Below are 18,014 nucleotides of genomic sequence, written 5' to 3' on the forward strand. Positions count from 1 at the left end.
TGACGACCTGCGAAGATAACGGCACGCGGCGCATTCGGTTGACTTCGCAGAGTGTTCACGAGTCGTCGCGCAGCGGTCAGGTGGCAGTGGTCATCACCACGTTCCGCAGAGGCTCGTCCGCGGTGAACCGGGTGAGCTGATCGGCCAGCAGACGCTTGGCCCGGGGCATGAACGCCGTGGTCGAGCCGCCTACGTGGGGACTGATCAGGACGCCGGGCGCGTGCCAGAGCGGATGGGCGGCGGGCAGCGGCTCGGGGTCGGTGACATCCAGCGCCGCGGTGATCCGTCCGCTCTCCACCTCGGCGAGCAGCGCCTTTGTGTCGACGACGGGTCCACGGGCAACGTTCACCAGGAGCGCGCCGTCCTTCATCCGGGCCAGGAAGTCGGCCCCCACCAGGCCCTTCGTCTGCTCCGTGAGCGGCGTGGAGAGAATCACGACGTCCGCGGCCGGCAGCAGCTCCGGCAGGTCGGCGAGTGCGCGCACTTCGCCGCGCTCCGTTGCCCGGGCAGAGCGCGCGACGCGCGCCACCCGCGCGCACTCGAAGGGCGCGAGCCGGTCCTCGATGGCCGCGCCGATGGAGCCGTAACCGACGATGAGGACCGACTTGTCGGCGAGCGCAGGGTAGAAGCCCGCCCGCCACTCCTCGGCATCCTGACCCCGCACGAAACCGGGGATGCCGCGCAGCGAGGCGAGGACCAGCGCGAGCGCGAGCTCGGCGGTCGACGCCTCGTGCACCCCCCGGGCGTTGCACAGGCGTACGCCATCCGGCAACGACGAAAGCCCCGGTTCCACATGGTCGATGCCGGCGGAGAGGGTCTGCACGACGCGCACGGACCGCATCGCCGCCAGAGGGCGTATGGCGACCTCCATGCCCTTCATGTACGGAACGACGTAGTAGACGCAGTCGGCGGGGTCGGCCGGGAAGTCGGGTCCACCGTCCCAGAACCGGTACGTGAGGCCCGAGCGGGCGGGCGCGGGCAAGCCGTCGATCTCGTCGGCCGGAATGGGCAGCCACACATCAGCAGTCATGGTCAGGAGGCTATGCGAAGGGTTCCGGACAGCATTGGTTAGTTTTGACGACGGCCATGCGGCCCGACGGGAAGGTACGGGGAGTTGGAGCGCAGGACAATCGGTGCGGCGGCCCTCGAAGTGGGCGCCGTCGGCCTCGGCTGCATGCCGATGAGCTGGGCCTACACCAGCTCCGAGCAACTCGGGGAGCGCTCGCTGCGTGCCGTCCACGCCGCGCTGGACGCCGGTTCGACCCTGCTCGACACGGCCGACATGTACGGGCCGTTCACCAACGAGCTGCTGCTCGGCAGGGCGCTGAAGGAACGGCGCCCGGAGGCCTTCGTGTCGACGAAGGCGGGTCTGCTGGTGGGCGACCAGCACATCGTCGCCAACGGGCGCCCGGGATACGTGAAGCGGGCCTGCGACGCGTCGCTGCGCCGCCTGCAGACCGATGTGATCGACCTCTACCAACTGCACCGGGCGGATCCCGAGGTGCCCGTGGAGGAGACCTGGGGCGCGATGGCGGAGCTGGTGTCGGCGGGCAAGGTGCGGGCGCTCGGCCTGTGCGCGGTGGGGGCGCGTGCCGGGCGCCGTTCGGGGGCGGACCTGCATGAGCAAACGATTCGGCAGCTGGAGCGGGTGCAGCAGGTGTTCCCGGTGAGCGCGGTCGAGGCGGAGCTCTCGGTGTGGTCGCCGGAGGCGCTGGAGCGGCTGCTGCCGTGGTGCGAGGCGCGCGGGATCGGGTTCCTGGCGGCGATGCCGCTGGGGAACGGTTTCCTCACCGGGACGCTGACGCCCGGGCAGGGCTTCGAGGCGGATGACGTACGGGCACGGCATCCGCGGTTCACGGCGGAGATGATGGCGGCCAACCAGCCGGTGGTGGCGGGCCTCCGGCGGATCGCGGAGCGGCACGGCCCGGGCACGACGCCCGCGTGCGTGGCGCTGGCCTGGGTGCTCCGGCAGGGGCGGCACGTGGTGCCGCTGCCGGGGACGAAGCGGCCGCGGTGGGCGGCGGAGAACGCGACCGCCGCGGTTCTGGAGCTGACCGCGCGGGACCTGTCCGAGATCGCCGCACTCCCACCGGCGCGAGGGTCCTGGGACTGAGGGGGCGGGGGACGGGCCGGGCCGGGGGGAGCGCGGGCGGGGGGTGCCGGGGCCCGTCGGCCGAGGCGGACGACTGGGCAGCCCCGGCCGAGGTGAACGGCCGGGAGCCCCGGCCGAGGTGGACGGCCGGGAGCCCCGGCCGAGGTGAACGGCCGGGAGCCCCGGCCGAGGTGGACGGCCGGGAGCCCCGGCCGAGGTGGACGGCCTGGCAGCCGGGACCCAGGTGGACGGCCGAGGTGGACGGCGGGGAGCCCCGGCCGAGGTGACGTTCGGGCAGCCGGGACCCAGGCGGACGGCCGAGGTGGACGGCCGGGAGCCCCGGCCGAGGTGACGTTCGGGCAGCCGGGACCCAGGCGGACGGCCGAGGTGGACGGCCGAGCAGCCGGGACCAGGCGGACGGCCGAGGTGGGCGGCCGGGCAGCCGGGGCCGAGGGGCCGCGCCGTGGGCTGCCACGGCGAGCGAACGGACAGCGGGCGGTGCCGACCGGGCCTGCGCAGGCAGGCGGCCGGGCAGCGCGGGCCGGAGCCGCCGCCGCGAGCGGCGGGCGGCGTGCCGGGCAGCGGGTCTGCTCAGGCAGACGGCCGAGTAACGGGCCGGGCAGGCTGGGCCTGCCCGGGCGCCATGCCGTCGGCCGAGGCGCACACGGCCGGACAGGGGCCGAGCGAACCTGCCCAGGCACCGCGCAGCGCGGGCCGGGCTGCCGTCGCGAGCGGCCTGGCCGCTGCCAGGCCTGCCAGGCAGACGGCCGGCGTGCCCAGGGCGCACGGCCGGTCGGACGAGGTGGGCGGCCGGGCAGCCGGGGCGAGGGGCCCGGCAGGAAGGCCCGGCAGGCTGGCCGGCCGGACAGAGGGTCGGCCGGGCTCGCGGGCGCGTGCTCGCGAGCGTTCTGGGGAAGACCGGGAACCTCTGGGCCGGTTGCGGTGTAAGAACAGTAGTCAGGCAGTTCACCCGGCTCGCCGGGCAGCGCAAGCAGCCGTCGAAGGGATCACCACCGTGCACCGTCCTGCATTGACGGCCGTCATGGCCGCCGCCGTGCTCGTTCTCACGGCCGGGTGCTCCTCGGGCGACGGGAAGGATTCGGCGGGCGGTGCCGGGCCGTCCTCGGATGCCGCGGCCTCTCCCACCGGCGGCTCCGCCGGCACCTCCCCCACCCCCTCGGGACCGCCGGCCAAGGGCTCCGTGAAGGTCGTCTCGACCCTGACGGAAGGGCTGGAATCCCCCTGGGGCGTTGCGGCTCTGCCCGGCGGGGACCTGCTGGTCGCCTCGCGCGACGAGGGCACGATCACCCGTGTCGCGGCGGACGGCGGCAAGAAGACGGAGATCGGTTCGGTGCCGGGCGTCGCCCCCGGCGGGGAGGGAGGTCTGCTGGGCCTCGCGGTCTCCCCGTCCTTCGCCTCGGACGGCCAGATCTACGCATACTTCACCACCGCCTCGGACAACCGCATCGCCCGCATGCTGTACGACGAGCAGAAGCCGCCCGGGCAGCAGTTGGGCGCGCCGGACACGGTGCTGCGCGGCATCCCCAAGGGGGTGATCCACAACGGCGGGCGGATCGCCTTCGGGCCGGACAAGATGCTCTACGCGGGCACGGGGGAGACGGGTGACACGGGGCTCGCGCAGGACAAGGAGTCGCTGGGCGGCAAGATCCTGCGGATGACCCCGGACGGCGAGCCGGTGCACGGCAATCCGGACGCCGACTCGGTGGTGTATTCGTACGGGCACCGCAATGTGCAGGGCCTCGCCTGGGACACCGAGAAGCGGCTGTGGGCGGCGGAGTTCGGGCAGAACACCTGGGACGAGCTGAATCTCGTCGAGCCGGGGAAGAACTACGGCTGGCCGGCGGCGGAGGGCAAGGCCGGCAAGGCGGGCTTCACCGACCCGGTGGCGCAGTGGCGGACGGAGGACGCCTCGCCGAGCGGTATCGCCTACGCCGAGGGGTCGATCTGGATGGCCGGGCTGCGCGGCGAGCGCCTGTGGCGGATTCCGCTGTCCGGGGCGGAACCTTCGGCCGAGCCCCAGGCGTTCCTCGAAGAGGAGTACGGCCGTCTGCGCACCGTGCTGTCGGTGGGCGGGGACCAGGTCTGGCTCGTCACCAGCGAGACGGACACCCGGGGCACGCCCGAGCCGGGTGACGACAGGATCCTCCGGTTGGAGGTGAGGTAGGAGGCGGACGGTCCGTGTTCAACACCTTCGAGGAGTTCTTCGCCCCGGGCCGCAGACACACCGACGAGGAGCGGCACCGCCTGGCGCTGACCCGGACCGACGTCGGGGACAGCGACCCCGGCAGCGGCCCGATAGACCTCGCGTCGGGCAGGGTCACGATCCGGGTTGCGCAGGAACCGCCGACTCCTGCGCCGGAGGCTCCGGCCCGTCCAGCAGATCGGTGAACAGCCGCAGGCGGTGCGCCATCGCCGCCGCCTCGCCCCGGCCCGAGACACCCAGCTTGGCCAGGATGTTGGAGACATGGACGCTCGCCGTCTTCGGTGAGATGTAGAGCTCCTCGGCGATGCGTCGGTTGCTGTGCCCGACCGCGACCAGGCGCAGCACGTCCTGCTCCCGGGGTGTCAGGCCGAGCGGCGGGGGCGACGGCGTGGCCTGCGGGGCCGCGGAGTTGTCGGGTGCGGTGCCGGCGAGGGGGATACGGGCGCGCCGGGCGAGCAGTTCGACGTCCTCGGCCAGCAGGCGGGCGCCGAGTCCGGCCGCCGTTTCGCCGGCTCGGCGCAGCAACTCGGTCGCGCGGGCGCGGCGCTCGTCACCCGACCCGGAGGAGCCCGACCCGGAGCCGGACCCGGACCCGGCCGCGTGCAGCAGGGCCTCGGCCCAGCGGTGGCGTACGCGGGCGAGGTCGTAGGGACGTTCCAGTGGTTCGAAGGCGCGCCCCGCCTCGGCCCAGTGCTCGGCGCTGTCCTGTCCCTCGGCACGGAACAGTTCGGCCCGCACCCACCGCTCATGTGCGGACCAGACGGGGACGGCGCTCGCCAAGGAGCGCGCGGCCCCGCGGATGCGCCGCAGGGCGTCCTCGCGGCCCGGCTCCGCCGACGGCAGACCGCGGGCGTCGGCCTCTGCCGTGGCGGCGGCTCGCAGCAGCGGCCAGGCGTAGCGCTGGGTGCCGGGCGGGAATCCGCCGGCGGCGGCGCGGGCGAGTTCCGTCCTCGCGTCCGCGAGCCGTCCCTCGGCCGCGGCGATCTCCACCGCGGCGGTGGTGAGCGGCAGGGTCGTCTGCGGTACGGGGTCGTGCGGGCCGAAGTGGTCACAGGCGCTGCGCAGATGCTCCGCCGCGGCGGTGGTGTCGCCGCGCCCGACGGCGAGGAAGGCGAGGCGCAGGGAGGCGGAGCCACGGGGCTGGGGGCTCGGAGCGATCCGGAGGGTCTGCCGGGCCTCCTCCGCCGCCTCGTCCCAGCGTCCGAGCGACTCATAGGATTCGGCGAGGTTCTGGCGGATCCATGCCTCGCTGTCCAGCAGGCCGTACCGCTGGGTGATGCCGATGCCCTCCAGCATGATCGCGACGGCCTCGCGGGAGCGGCCCAGGCCCTCCAGCACGGAGGGCAGGTTCACATGAATGCGGCCGATGTGGGAGACGTCGAGGGCGGCGGCGCGTTCCTTGACCGCGTACAGCTCGGCGAGCCCGCCCTCGGTGTCGCCGGAGTCGGCCAGGAGGCAGCCGAGAGTGAGCCGGGCCCGCAGTGCGATGTCCTCCTCTCCGACCATGCGGGCGTAGGCGACGGCGCGTTCGGCGGTGGCGAGGCTGGCGGGCCCCGGGTCGTGGGTCATGCCCCAGCGGGCCGCCTCGGCGAGCACCTCGGCATGGACGGCGGACGGCGGCAGTCCACGGACGAGTTCCTGTGCGGCGCCGAGTTCGGCCCAGCCGTCCCCACGGCCGAGGCCGGATATCAGCCGCGAGCGCTGTACGGAGAACCAGGCGGCGCGGAGCGGATCGCCCTCGGCCTCCGCGAGGCGCTGCCCGCGCTTGGCGATCTTCAGTGCGCGTTCGCGTTCGCCGCACAGCCGGCCGGCGACGGAGGCCTCCGCCATCAGGTCGAGGTAGCGCAGGGGCGTGGTGGCCGGGTCACAGCCGCACGGGGGGTAGACCTCGGCGTGGTCGACGGGCCGCAGCCGGTAACGCACCTCCTGGGGCGCGTCGTCCCACAGCTCCATGGCCCGCTCCAACAGGCGCAGTTGCTCGGCGTAGGCGTGACGGCGGCGGGCGGCGACGGAGGCGGCGAGCACGGCGGGCAGGGCCTTGGCAGCGTCGTTCGCCCGGTACCAGTAGGTGGCAAGCCGCGTGGCACGCTCCTCCTCGCGTACGAGCGCCGGATCGGCCTCCAGGGCCTCGGCGTAGCGGCGGTTGAGCCGGGAGCGTTCGCCGGGCAGCAGATCGTCGCTGACGGCCTCGCGCGCCAGGGAGTGGCGGAATCGGTAGCCGTCGCCGTCGGGTGCGGAAAGAACGATGTTCGCGCCGACGGCGGCGCGCAGCGCTTGGTCGAGGTCGTCCTCGGGCAGTCCGGCGACGGCGTGCAGCAGTCCGTGCTCGACGGTGGAACCGCCCTCGGCCAGGATGCGGACGACGCGTTGGGTGTCCTCGGTGAGGGCCTCGATGCGGACGAGAAGGATGTCGCGCAGGGAGTCCGGGAGTCCGGAGCAGGAGTCGTCGCTGATGCTGGCGGCCAGTTCCTCGACGAAGAAGGCGTTGCCGTCGGAGCGTTCGAAGACGCGGTCGACGAGGGCGGGGGCCGGTTCCTCGGCCAGGATGCCGGCCATCTGGCGGCCGACCTCGGCGCGGTTGAAGCGGGTGAGTTCGACGCGCTGGACGGTGCGGGCACGGTCGAGTTCGGCGAGGAAGGGGCGCAGCGGGTGGCGCCGGTGGACGTCGTCCGAACGGTAGGTGGCCATCAGCAGGAGGCGTGCTCGCCGCAGGGTGCGGAAGAGGTACCCGAGCAGATGGCGGGTGGATGCATCGGCCCAGTGCAGGTCCTCGAGGACCAGGACGACGGTGTGTTCGCGGGCGAGGCGCTCCAGCAGGCGCGCGGTGAGTTCGAAGAGACGGGCCATGCCCTCCTCGTCGTGCCGGGGGGCGTCGGACCCCGCGGCAGCGCCCAGTTCGGGCACGAGCCGGGCCAGTTCACCCTCTTGACCGGCGGCGGCCTCGGCGAACTCGTCGGGCAGGCGCCGGTGCAGGGTGCGCAGGGCGGTGGAGAAGGCGGCGAACGGCAGCCCGTCGGCGCCGATCTCCACACAGCCGCCGACGGCGACGACCGCGCCCCTGCGGCACGCCTCGCTCAGCAACTCCTCGACGAGCCGGGTCTTGCCGACGCCCGCCTCGCCGCCGATGAGGAGCGCCTGCGGCTCTCCCCCGGGGCTCCCGTCCTCCGGACGGGAGCCGCCGGCCGCGCGGGTGAGTGCATCGTTGAGCAGTGCCAGTTCGCCGGCGCGGCCGACGAAGACGGGGCTGACGGACCTGGTCTCCACAGTGATGAGCATCGCACAGCCGTCCGGACCCCCGGGACGGCGTATCGCCGCGCTCGCCATCGAGGATCAGGCGGCGCGGGTGTAGCGGCTGCTGTCGACCGCGCCGGACGGCTCCCGCTTCTTGCGGCGAGCATGCCGTCGGCCGGCCCGGCGGACGGCCAGGGCCTGCCGGACGAGGCGCTGGGCGTCGGCCTGGCGGATCAGTTCGGCGCGGTGCTGTTCCTGGAACGCGTAGTGCAGCACGGGGTGCTCCTTCGGGACGAGGTGCCGGGCTCGTGCACGGCTTCTGTCGATGACCTCGACTCTCGTCTCCCAGGTGGCTGTCCCGCATCGGGCGATTGCCGCATGTTCCGGGGGTCGGGGGCCTTAGACCGCATGTTCGGTTCGCGCCGGGCTCAGGTGGCCCGGCACGCTCCCCCACGGCCTGCGGCGTGGAAGGGCCCCAACCCCCGGTGGAGCCCTGCGCGCACGGGAGGGGCCCGCACGCCGCGTTGCCGTCAGTCGCCATGGCTCGGCCACGGTTCTCCCTCGGCATTCGACCGGGAGGTTCCCCGCCCTCCGCATTGCGTTCTCTCCCGTAGCCCTGCGGGCACGGGCGGTGCCACCGGCACCGGACCCTCCCCCTACGCCCTGCGGAATCCCACTCACCGATCCGGCCCGATCCCCACGAATGGCCCTGGAACCGCCTGTTCCGGGATGCCTACGGCTCGTACACGTACGGCGTCGTCGTCGCCAGGGCCCCGAAACCGAGGCGCTGAAGGATGGGGCGACTGTCGTCGGACGCGTCCACCTGGAGGTATCGCATGCCCCGCCGCGCCGCGGCCTCGGCACGGTGGGCGACCAGGGCACGGTAGATGCCGCGGCCGCGCCAGTCGGGATGGGTCCCGCCGCCCCACAGGCCGGCGAAGTCCGTGCCGGGCGTGAACTCGACGCGGGCCGCGCACACCGGCAGGTCCCCCGCCATCGCGACGGTCATGAGGACCCTGTCCGGCGCCTGCGCGAGTTGGGCGAGGAGCTGCTGTCGCAGCCGGGAGCCGTCCGTGCCGAACGCCTGGTCGTGGACCCGCATCGTCAGCTCGACGCCCGCGGCCCCGGTGACCCGCTCCAGCCGTACGCCGTCGGGAAGTTCGGGGACGGACGGCAGGGCGCCCGTCTCGGCGACGAGAACGGTCTCCGCCGGCTCGGGAGTGAACCCGGCCGCGAGGAGCCGGGCGCCGAGGTCCTGCGGTTCGTCATGGCTGTAGAGCTTCCACTCGAAGGCGAGGCCGCGTTCGGTGAAGTACCGCACCTGCTCGGCGATCTCGGCGTCCGCCGTGTCCGCCGTCAGCTCCGAGAAGAGGACACCGCTCCAGTCGCCGTCGGCACCGGTCAGCCGCACGACGCGACCGGCGCGTTCGGTCAGGGGCCCGGCGGTGTCGGGCGTCGTGATGCGGCGGCGCATCTGCTGGTCGAAGAGTGTGAGCACCGCTGCGTCGTCCATGCGCGCATTGGAGCACTCGTATGTCTCCGACACCCAGCGGTTTTACGGCTGCTACGAGGCCGAGGCCTGCAGCCGCCACCACCCCGCCATCGCTACGAGGCGGAGCCGGGCGGTCCCGCGACTCGCGCCACCTACGAGGCCGAGGCCCGCAGCCGCCTCCGACCACGGTGCCGCTTACGAGGCGGAGCCGGGCGGTCCCGCGACTCGGGCCGCCGACGAGGCCGGGGCCCGCAGCCGCCTCCACTCCGGTGCGAGCACCGACCAGACCTCCATGTCGTGCCGTACGCCGCGGTAGAGGTAGCTGCCGCGCAGCACGCCCTCGTGCGTCATCCCCAGCCGCTCGGCGACGGCGATGCTGGCCTTGTTGGCGGTGGAGACCTGCCACTCGATGCGGTGCATGCCGCGCTGTTCCACCGCCCAGTCGATGATCTCGCGCGTCGCGCGGGTGACGAGCCCGCGACCCGCCGCAGAGGGCTCCAGCCAGCAGCCCGCCTCGCAGGTGCCCATGGCGACGTCCATGATGCGGAAGAGCACGCCGCCGACGAGGGTGCCCTCCAGCCAGATGCCGTAGATGCGCCCGGTGTCGGCAGCGGCCTTGTCCGCGTAGCTCTGGAGGAACGCGCGGGCGGCGGCCACGTCCGTGGCGGCATCGGCCAGGCCGACGTACCGGCCTATGTACTCACGGCCCCGCTCGATGTGGGCGAAGAATTCCTCGGCCTGCCATGGCTCCAGTGGACGCAGTTGGGCTCCGTCGTCGCCGAGGCTTCTCGCGAACACTGCGCTCCTCGTGGGTTACGGTACGAGCTCCCCTCGATCGCCCGCACGCTGCACGGGGATCTTCGCACGGGCCGCCTCACGGCACTCGGGCTTTTCGATGCTGATGCGCGGCAGCCAGCGGTCGAGCCGGCGCGGCAGCCACCAGTTCACCCCGCCGAGCATGTGCATGAGGGCAGGGACGAGCAGAGTGCGCAGGACGAAGGCGTCCAGCGCGACGGCGACGGCGAGCCCGATGCCGAACATCGCGATGACGCGGTCGCCGCTGAGGACGAAGGCGAGGAAGACCGAAATCATGATCACGGCGGCGGAGTTGATGACACGGGAGGTCTCGGCGAGGCCGACCCGTACGGCACGCCGGTTGTCCCCGGTCTCCAGCCACTCCTCGTACATCCGGCCGACCAGGAACACCTGGTAGTCCATGGAGAGTCCGAAGAGCACCGAGACCATGATGACGGGCAGGAACGGCTCTATCGGTCCCGCCCGGCCGAGGCCCAGCAGTTCGCTGCCCCAGCCCCACTGGAAGATCGCGACGACGACTCCGAAGGCGGAGGCGACGGCGGCGACGTTCATCAGGGCAGCCTTGAGCGGGATGCCGATGGAGCGGAAGGCGAGCAGCAGGAGCAGGCAGCCGAGCGTGATGACGACGCCGACGAACAGGGGCAGCTTGCCGATGACGATGTCCGCGAAGTCGTCGTATCCCGCGGTGACGCCGCCGACGTGGGCCGTCAGGGAGCTGCCCTGTTCGGCCGCGGGCAGGACCTCGTCGCGCAGCCGGTCGACGAGTTCGCTCGTCTCCCGGGACTGCGGGGAGGTGTCCGGTACGACGGTGAGGATCGCGGTGTCCCCGCTGCCGTTGTAGGCGACGGGGCCGGTGGACGCGATGCCGTCGGTGGCGCGCAGGGTCTGGGCCAGCCGGTCCATCGCGAGTTCGTCGTCGGCGCCGTCGAGTGAGGCGACGACGGTCAGGGGCCCGTTGACGCCCGGGCCGAAGCCGTCGGCTAGCAGGTCGTACGCCTGGCGGGTGGTGGCCGTCGCAGGACCGTTGCCCTGGTCGGAGGTGCCGAGGCGGAGCGAGAGGGTCGGCAGGGCGAGCACGAGCATCACGACGGCGGCGACGGCGCCGAGCCGCTTGGGGTGGCGTTCGACGAACGCGGACCAACGCGCGGCGAGGCCGGTGGGCAGCTCGGGCCGGGGGCCGCGCCTGGCGAGCCGGCGGCGCTCGCGTCGGGTCAGGGCGCGCATTCCGATGAGGGAGAGCAGGGCGGGCAGCAGGGTCACCGACGCGGCGACCGTGAGGACGACGGTCAGGGACGCGGCGATCGCGACGCCGTTGAGGAAGCCGAGACGCAGGATCAGCATGCCGAGCAGTGCGATGCAGACGGTGGCACCGGCGAAGACGACGGCGCGGCCCGTGGTGGCCACCGCCTCGCGCGCCGCCTCGGCGACCGGGAGTCCGCGTTTGAGGCCCTTGCGGTGCCTGGTGACGATGAACAGCGCGTAGTCGATGCCGACGCCGAGGCCGATGAGCATGCCGAGCATGGGCGCGAAGTCCGCCACCGACATGGCGTGGCCGAGGAGCACGGTGCCCGCGTACGCGGTGCCGACGGAGACGAGCGCCGTGGCGATGGGCAGCACACTGGCGGCGAGGGAGCCGAAGGCGAGGAAGAGGACGATGGCGGCGACGGCCACGCCGACGATCTCCGCGATGTGTCCGCCGGGGGCCTCGGTCAGGGCGACGGCGCCGCCGCCGAGCGCGACCCGCAGGTCGCCCTCCTCGGCCGCCTCGGCGGTGTCCACCAGTGCCCGCGCCTGAGGCTCGGGGACTTCGTCGGCCTGCGCGGCGAAGGTGACGACGGCGTACGCGGTGCGCCCGTCGGCGCTGATCTGCAGCGCGCCTTGACTGCCGTAGGGGCTGGTGACGGAGGCGATGCCGTCGAGTCCGGCGACGCGGTCCAGCATGGCGGACACGCGTTGCTCGACGGCCGGAGAGCGGACGCTGCCGTTCTCGGTGTGCCAGACAACGGTGTTGCCGTCGCCGACACGGCCGTCGAAGCCCTCTTCCAGGAGGGCGGTCGCCCGGCCGGATTCCGTGCCCGGTACGCCGTAGTCGCTGGAGTACGCGGACCCGGCGACGCTCGCTGCCGCCGTGGTGCCACCGAGGGCGAGGAGCCAGAGCAGGACGACGACGAGGCGGTGCCTGACGCACCACCGGGCGATACCTGCCACCGGACCCGCTCCCTGGGTGGTTCGTGGATCTTTGACCGGGAACCGCCCGCAAAGAACTCATGACCTGCAGGGAATACTGTCGCAGGCAATAGTGATCTTTTGACCGTTTCGTGGGGTTCCTCACACAGAGGCACGGGCGGTGGTGAACGGCGGGCTCGGCCCCGGCCGGCCGCGGCCACGTGACCGTCGACCCACCAGGGCGACACGACGAGCATCGGGACCCCGATGCCGAGACCGGTGGGCAACGTCGGCCGCCCTCGCCACATGTCGCCGAGAAGACCTGGTGACGACCCCGTGGTGAACGTCCAAGAGGCGGCTCGGCAGACCAATCGAGATCCGGCCACCGACATGTGGTCCGTGAGGACTGGTCGGGGCGTCAGGTGCCCGTAGGGCGGCGGAAATCAGCCTCGGTCCACAAGACGGCCGGAATTGTCGGTGTCCCCTGGCACGATGGCCGACATGGAATACAGGGGGATCGATCAGACGGCACTGACGCCCGCGGACGCGGCGGAATTCGCCCGCATGCTCCACGACGCGCCCGGCCCTCATCTGGGCCGCGCCCCCGTCCCGGTGCTCGTGCACGGGCCCCGCGCCCCGCTCGCGGAGCGCCGCGAGGCGTTCCGCGGGATGTACGAGGCGATCACGGCGCGGATCGGTGAGCCGACGCTCTACGGCGGGTCATCACAGGGCCCCAGTGTCCGCTGGCGCGACAGCCGCCGGGTGGTGCTGCTCGCCGGGGACCACCGGCAGGTGGGGCTGTCGGTCCACGACACGGGGACGCTGGAGGGTGAGGAGCAGCGGACGTTCGAGTGGGGAGGCGCCTGGTCCGGCGACGAGCCTCACGGCCTGGACTTCCTGCCATACGTATGGCAGTTGGACCGCAGCGGCCCGGGAGAGCGCCCCCAGGCGCGTCCCGGTGGCCGGCTCGCCACGAGCCTGGAGGACTTCCGGACCGGTCTCGAAGTGCTCCTCGCCGCCTGGGTGGAGCAGCTGCCGGTGCAGGTGGGCACCGACTGGGCCAGCTTCTGCGTGACCAGCTCCGCCGATCGCGGCCGTCGCATTCTTGTGTCGTACAGCATCGAGGACGGACTGTACGCGTCGGTGGACGACCGCGACGGGGAGGACGGCGAGGAGCAGGCCCTGCAGATGCGCGCCCGCGGCTGGCAGTCCCGCGACCGGGGCTGGTGGCAGACCGAGTTCGCCGCCCCGGAGCGGGAGCACGCGGCGGCGCTGGCGCACCTGGTGGTCACGGAGCTGCGGGCTCGCGGCACGAGGGAACCGGAGGAGTTGCGGGCCCGGGACGTCAGCTGCAAGGACCGCGGCGAGATGTGGCTGCCGGGGCTCGGCATACGCCACTGACGGGCGGGCGTTGTCCTTAGGCGCCGAGGAGTCCGGTGGCCGGCGCGAGCTGGCCGGTGAGCGGGTCCAGGTCGTTCGGCACCCCGGCGAGGCGGTTGAGCCCGGCGAGCTGCTCGGAGGGGGCGGGCACGTTCTCGCGGTGCTCGGATCCCACCGAGTCGGCGGAGATGGTGTCGAGTTCGTTCATCACCGAGGGGATCTGCAGGGCCTCGACGGGGGCGGCGCCCGCCGTCGGCGCGGCGAGCGCGGAGGCACCGGTGGCAAGGGCGAGGGCGGCGAATACGCGCTGTGCGGTGGTCATGCCGTGAGCAACGCAACGACGGATCATCGGTCACGGCCCCACCGCGCCACTCACCCGTGCGGTACGCCGCGACCTGGGCCCATGTGCCACCCACCCGTGCGATACGCCGCGGCCGGGGAGACAGGGCCGCCCGCTCGGTGCCGGCGGATCGGGGCCACCGCGCCGCCCGCCGCAGGGCGGCGCTGCGACCACTGGGGCTCGCCCGGATCACCGCCGCTCCGAACGACGCCCGCGTGAGCGGCACATGGTTCGCCCGGCTCGGCGGGACGGTGTGACCACCGCTCCCAGGGCAGCCCGCCGCCAGGCAAGGCAGCCACAGAACACGCCCCGGCGGCGCGGACGTGCCGGAGGGCGGCGCGCCCGGTGCTTGCGTGCCGCCCTCCCGCAGGGTGTCGTCAGGTCCCCGAGACGCCCAGCTTCTCCAGGATCAGCTCCTTGACGCGCGCCGCGTCCGCCTGGCCACGGGTCGTCTTCATGACCGCGCCCACGAGCGCGCCCACCGCCGCGACCTTGCCACCGCGGATCTTGTCCGCGATCGCCGCGTTGCCCGCGATGGCCTCGTCGACGGCCGCGCCCAGCGCACCCTCGTCCGAGACGACCTTCAGGCCGCGCTTCTCGACGACCTGGTCCGGGTCACCCTCGCCGGCGAGCACGCCCTCGAGACACAAGCGGGCCAGCTTGTCGTTGAGGTCGCCGGCCGCGACCAGCGCCGTCACACGGGCGACCTGCGCCGGGGTGATCGGCAGCTCCTCCAGGGCCTTGCCGGACTCGTTGGCGTTGCGCGCCAGCTCGCCCATCCACCACTTGCGGGCCGCGGCCGCGTCGGCGCCCGCCTCGATCGTGGCGACGATCAGGTCGACCGCACCCGCGTTGAGCATCGACTGCATGTCGTGCTCGGAGATGCCCCAGTCCTCGCGCAGCCGGTTGCGCCGCACCCGGGGCAGTTCGGGCAGACCCCCACGGAGCTTCTCGACCCACTCGCGGGCCGGGGCAACGGGCACCAGGTCCGGCTCGGGGAAGTAGCGGTAGTCCTCCGCCTCTTCCTTCACACGGCCCGAGGTGGTGGAGCCGTCGTCCTCGTGGAAGTGACGGGTCTCCTGGACAATCGTGCCGCCGGACGAGAGCACCGCGCCGTGCCGCTGGATCTCATACCGGGCCGCACGCTCCACGCTGCGCAGCGAGTTGACATTCTTCGTCTCACTGCGGGTGCCGAACTTCTCGGTGCCGTTCGGGCGCAGCGACAGGTTCACATCGCACCGCATCTGGCCCATCTCCATACGGGCCTCGGAGACGTCGAGCGCCCTGATGAGCTCGCGCAGCTCGGCGACGTACGCCTTGGCGACCTCGGGAGCGCGCTCACCGGCGCCGACGATCGGCTTGGTGACGATCTCGATCAGCGGGATGCCGGCGCGGTTGTAGTCCAGCAGGGAGTGGGACGCGCCGTGGATGCGGCCCGTGGCACCGCCGACGTGCGTCGACTTGCCGGTGTCCTCCTCCATGTGCGCGCGCTCGATCTCGACGCGGAAGACCTCGCCGTCCTCCAGCTGGACGTCCAGATAGCCGTTGAAGGCGATCGGCTCGTCGTACTGCGAGGTCTGGAAGTTCTTCGGCATGTCCGGATAGAAGTAGTTCTTCCGGGCGAAGCGGCACCACTCGGCGATCTCGCAGTTCAGCGCGAGGCCGATCTTGACTGCCGACTCGACCGCGATCGCGTTGACGACCGGGAGGGAGCCGGGCATGCCGAGGCAGGTGGGGCAGGTCTGCGAGTTGGGCTCGGCGCCCAGCTCCGTGGAGCACCCGCAGAACATCTTGGTCTTGGTGCCGAGCTCGACATGGACCTCGAGGCCCATGACGGGGTCGTAGGACGCGAGGGCGTCCTCGTACGACACCAGTTCAGTGACGGTCACGATGAAACTTTCCCTCTCAGCCCAGCAGTACGTCGTCGTCGCCGAGCCGCTTCAGCTCGCGGTAGAGGATGGCCAGGCCGGTGACGATGGCGGCGGCGGACACCGCGGCGTCGACAAGCCGCAGGAGGTCACCGTCCTCGCGGGCCAGCTTGGCCTGCTTGGCGACGCTGATCGCACCGAAGGCGGTGGTGCCCAGCGACACGTACAGCCCGGTCTTGGACTTCTTGAAGTTCTTGGCCTTCTTTGCCATGGCACTCACAGCGACGGAGCCTCCTCCAGCAGCGGGTGACCCCAGCGTTCCACGAATGCGGCCTCGACGGCGGCACCGACCCTGTACAGCCGGTCGTCCTTCATGGCGGGGGCGATGATCTGCAGGCCGACGGGCAGGCCGTCCTCGGGCGCGAGACCGCACGGCAGGGACATCGCCGCGTTGCCGGCCAGGTTGGTCGGGATGGTGCACAGGTCCGCGAGGTACATCGCCATCGGGTCGTCGGCGCGCTCGCCGATCGGGAAGGCGGTGGTCGGCGTCGTCGGGGAGACGATGACGTCAACCTGCCCGAACGCCTTCTCGAAGTCGCGCGTGATCAGCGTGCGGACCTTCTGCGCCGAGCCGTAGTACGCGTCGTAGTAGCCGGAGCTGAGCGCGTACGTGCCGAGCATGATGCGGCGCTTGACCTCGGGTCCGAAGCCGGCCTCGCGGGTGAGCGCGGTGACGTCCTCGGCGGACTTCGTGCCGTCGTCGCCGACGCGCAGGCCGTAGCGCATGGCGTCGAAGCGGGCCAGGTTCGAGGAGGCCTCGGACGGCGCGATGAGGTAGTACGCGGCGAGTGCCAGGTCGAAGGACGGGCAGTCCAGCTCGACGATCTCGGCGCCGAGCTCCTTCAGCAGTTCGACGGACTCGTCGAAGCGCTGCAGGACACCGGCCTGGTAGCCCTCGCCGCGGAACTGCTTGACGACACCGACGCGCATGCCCTGGACGGACCCGTTGCGGGCGGCCTCGACGACCGGCGGGACCGGGGCGTCGATGGACGTCGAGTCGAGCGGGTCGTGCCCGGCGATGACCTCGTGCAGCAGAGCCGCGTCCAGGACCGTACGGGCGCAGGGGCCGCCCTGGTCGAGGGAGGAGGAGAACGCCACCATGCCGTAGCGGGACACGCCTCCGTAGGTCGGCTTGACGCCGACGGTCGCCGTGACGGCGGCGGGCTGGCGGATCGATCCGCCGGTGTCCGTGCCGATGGCGAGCGGGGCCTGGAAGGAGGCGAGCGCGGCGGACGAGCCGCCGCCGGAACCGCCGGGGACACGGGTCAGGTCCCAGGGGTTGCCCGTGGGGCCGTACGCGCTGTTCTCGGTCGAGGACCCCATGGCGAACTCGTCCATGTTGGTCTTGCCGAGGATGACGACGTCGGCGGCCTTGAGCTTCTTGGTCAGGGTCGCGTCGTAGGGCGGGATCCAGCCCTGGAGGATCTTGGAGCCGACGGTCGTCGGGATGCCCTCGGTGGTGAAGATGTCCTTCAGCGCGAGCGGCACGCCTGCGAGCGGGCCGAGCTTCTCGCCCCTCGCGCGCTTCTCGTCCACGGCACTGGCCTGGGCGAGGGCTCCCTCGCGGTCGACGTGGAGGAAGGCGTTGACCTTCTCGTCGACGGCGTCGATACGGGCCAGGTGGGCTTCGGTGACCTCGACGGCCGTCAGCTCGCCCGCGGCGATCTTCTCGGCGGTCTCGGCTGCGGTGAGCCTGATACAGCTCTCGATTGTGTTCTTGGCCGTCATGGGATTAGTCCTCCCCCAGGATCTGCGGCACCTTGAAACGCTGCTGCTCCTGGGCCGGGGCGCCGGAGAGCGCCTGCTCAGGGGTGAGCGACGGACGGACCTCGTCCGCGCGCATGACATTGGTCAGCGGCAGCGGGTGGGAGGTCGGGGGTACGTCTTGGTCGGCAACCTCGGAGACGCGGGCGACCGCGCCGATGATGTCGTCGAGCTGTCCGGCGAAGTGGTCGAGCTCTTCGTCCTTCAGCTCCAGACGCGCCAGCCGGGCGAGGTGGGCGACCTCCTCGCGCGTGATGCCAGGCATGCAGCGATCCTCAGGGGTGAGTGTGATGGTTTTGGCCCAATCCTATGGGGCGGGGCGGGGTGACCGTGAAACGGTTTGCTCTCCCCCTCCCCGCCCGTCCCCGCAACCGGGACCAGGGCCCCGTGCCCCGGGCGCGAATCCCGCGTCCGCCGACCCGGGATCGGAGTGAGAGCACGCACGCCTGACGTCCCCCGCGCCGCTGGACCGAGACGGCCCCGGGCGGCCGCGCACGCATCCCGTTCTGCCTCGCACACGGGCTCCCAGGTGCGGCGTACCCGTCATCCTTCGTCCCGGCGAACCGGGGCCGCGCCCCGCC

The 18,014-nt window shown here is 72.5% G+C and carries 15 protein-coding genes; 4 read left to right on the forward strand and 11 right to left on the reverse strand.

Annotated features, from left to right (window positions below):
* Positions 1-76 precede the first annotated feature (76 nt).
* Positions 77-1,030, reverse strand: a complete 954-nt coding sequence (locus tag ACH5AF_RS10860; protein WP_398901218.1) for a 2-hydroxyacid dehydrogenase — start codon at positions 1,028-1,030, stop codon at positions 77-79.
* 84 nt (positions 1,031-1,114) lie between these two features.
* On the opposite strand from ACH5AF_RS10860, the gene ACH5AF_RS10865 reads away from it, so the two are divergent.
* The 3 genes from ACH5AF_RS10865 to ACH5AF_RS10875 all read left to right on the forward strand — a co-directional run bounded on the left by ACH5AF_RS10865 (position 1,115) and on the right by ACH5AF_RS10875 (position 4,501).
* Positions 1,115-2,113 (forward strand): aldo/keto reductase, encoded by a 999-nt coding sequence (locus ACH5AF_RS10865; protein ID WP_398901219.1) that lies wholly within the window; start codon positions 1,115-1,117, stop codon positions 2,111-2,113.
* Between the two features lie 1,021 nt (positions 2,114-3,134).
* Positions 3,135-4,277, forward strand: a complete 1,143-nt coding sequence (locus tag ACH5AF_RS10870) for a PQQ-dependent sugar dehydrogenase (protein WP_398901462.1) — start codon at positions 3,135-3,137, stop codon at positions 4,275-4,277.
* Positions 4,278-4,291: 14 nt separating this feature from the next.
* On the forward strand, positions 4,292-4,501 hold the full coding sequence (locus ACH5AF_RS10875) for a DUF6191 domain-containing protein (RefSeq protein WP_398901220.1): 210 nt from the start codon (positions 4,292-4,294) through the stop codon (positions 4,499-4,501).
* Here the strand turns inward: ACH5AF_RS10875 and ACH5AF_RS10880 are convergent.
* The 5 genes from ACH5AF_RS10880 to ACH5AF_RS10900 all read right to left on the reverse strand — a co-directional run bounded on the left by ACH5AF_RS10880 (position 4,431) and on the right by ACH5AF_RS10900 (position 12,063).
* Positions 4,431-7,592: an AAA family ATPase gene (locus ACH5AF_RS10880; RefSeq protein WP_398901221.1), complete on the reverse strand. Its 3,162-nt coding sequence runs from the start codon at positions 7,590-7,592 to the stop codon at positions 4,431-4,433. The genes ACH5AF_RS10875 and ACH5AF_RS10880 overlap by 71 nt on opposite strands.
* A 54-nt stretch (positions 7,593-7,646) precedes the next feature.
* Entirely contained in the window at positions 7,647-7,823 is a 177-nt protein-coding gene (locus tag ACH5AF_RS10885; protein WP_398901222.1) for a hypothetical protein, read from the reverse strand.
* A gap of 457 nt (positions 7,824-8,280) precedes the next feature.
* Positions 8,281-9,060, reverse strand: a complete 780-nt coding sequence (locus ACH5AF_RS10890) for a GNAT family N-acetyltransferase (RefSeq protein ID WP_398901223.1) — start codon at positions 9,058-9,060, stop codon at positions 8,281-8,283.
* A 174-nt stretch (positions 9,061-9,234) separates the two neighbouring features.
* Positions 9,235-9,837 carry a GNAT family N-acetyltransferase gene (locus ACH5AF_RS10895; protein ID WP_398901224.1) on the reverse strand — a complete coding sequence of 201 codons (603 nt, stop codon included), beginning with the start codon at positions 9,835-9,837 and terminating at the stop codon, positions 9,235-9,237.
* A 15-nt stretch (positions 9,838-9,852) separates the two neighbouring features.
* Positions 9,853-12,063 (reverse strand): MMPL family transporter, encoded by a 2,211-nt coding sequence (locus tag ACH5AF_RS10900; protein ID WP_398901225.1) that lies wholly within the window; start codon positions 12,061-12,063, stop codon positions 9,853-9,855.
* A gap of 450 nt (positions 12,064-12,513) precedes the next feature.
* Between ACH5AF_RS10900 and ACH5AF_RS10905 the strand changes: the two genes are divergently transcribed.
* The gene (locus tag ACH5AF_RS10905) at positions 12,514-13,422 is read left to right on the forward strand and encodes a TY-Chap domain-containing protein (RefSeq protein ID WP_398901226.1); all 909 of its coding nucleotides are present in this window, start codon (positions 12,514-12,516) and stop codon (positions 13,420-13,422) included.
* Between the two features lie 16 nt (positions 13,423-13,438).
* Here the strand turns inward: ACH5AF_RS10905 and ACH5AF_RS10910 are convergent, their stop codons facing one another.
* From ACH5AF_RS10910 to gatC, 5 genes are all read right to left on the reverse strand, one after another.
* Positions 13,439-13,723, reverse strand: coding sequence for a hypothetical protein (locus ACH5AF_RS10910; RefSeq protein ID WP_398901227.1), 285 nt, complete (start codon positions 13,721-13,723; stop codon positions 13,439-13,441).
* A 395-nt stretch (positions 13,724-14,118) separates the two neighbouring features.
* On the reverse strand, positions 14,119-15,630 hold the full coding sequence (gatB, locus tag ACH5AF_RS10915; protein WP_398901228.1) for an Asp-tRNA(Asn)/Glu-tRNA(Gln) amidotransferase subunit GatB: 1,512 nt from the start codon (positions 15,628-15,630) through the stop codon (positions 14,119-14,121).
* 16 nt (positions 15,631-15,646) lie between these two features.
* Positions 15,647-15,880, reverse strand: coding sequence for a hypothetical protein (locus tag ACH5AF_RS10920; RefSeq protein ID WP_215185071.1), 234 nt, complete (start codon positions 15,878-15,880; stop codon positions 15,647-15,649).
* A gap of 5 nt (positions 15,881-15,885) precedes the next feature.
* A complete protein-coding gene (gatA, locus tag ACH5AF_RS10925; RefSeq protein WP_398901229.1) occupies positions 15,886-17,397 on the reverse strand; it encodes an Asp-tRNA(Asn)/Glu-tRNA(Gln) amidotransferase subunit GatA in 1,512 nt (503 codons plus the stop codon).
* Between the two features lie 4 nt (positions 17,398-17,401).
* Complete coding sequence (gene gatC / locus ACH5AF_RS10930; RefSeq protein ID WP_016642027.1) at positions 17,402-17,698, reverse strand: Asp-tRNA(Asn)/Glu-tRNA(Gln) amidotransferase subunit GatC; 297 nt, start codon at positions 17,696-17,698, stop codon at positions 17,402-17,404.
* Positions 17,699-18,014 lie beyond the last annotated feature (316 nt).

Origin of the sequence: Streptomyces sp. NPDC018833 (assembly GCF_044390825.1) — a bacterium.
In the GTDB taxonomy this organism is placed as follows: domain Bacteria; phylum Actinomycetota; class Actinomycetes; order Streptomycetales; family Streptomycetaceae; genus Streptomyces.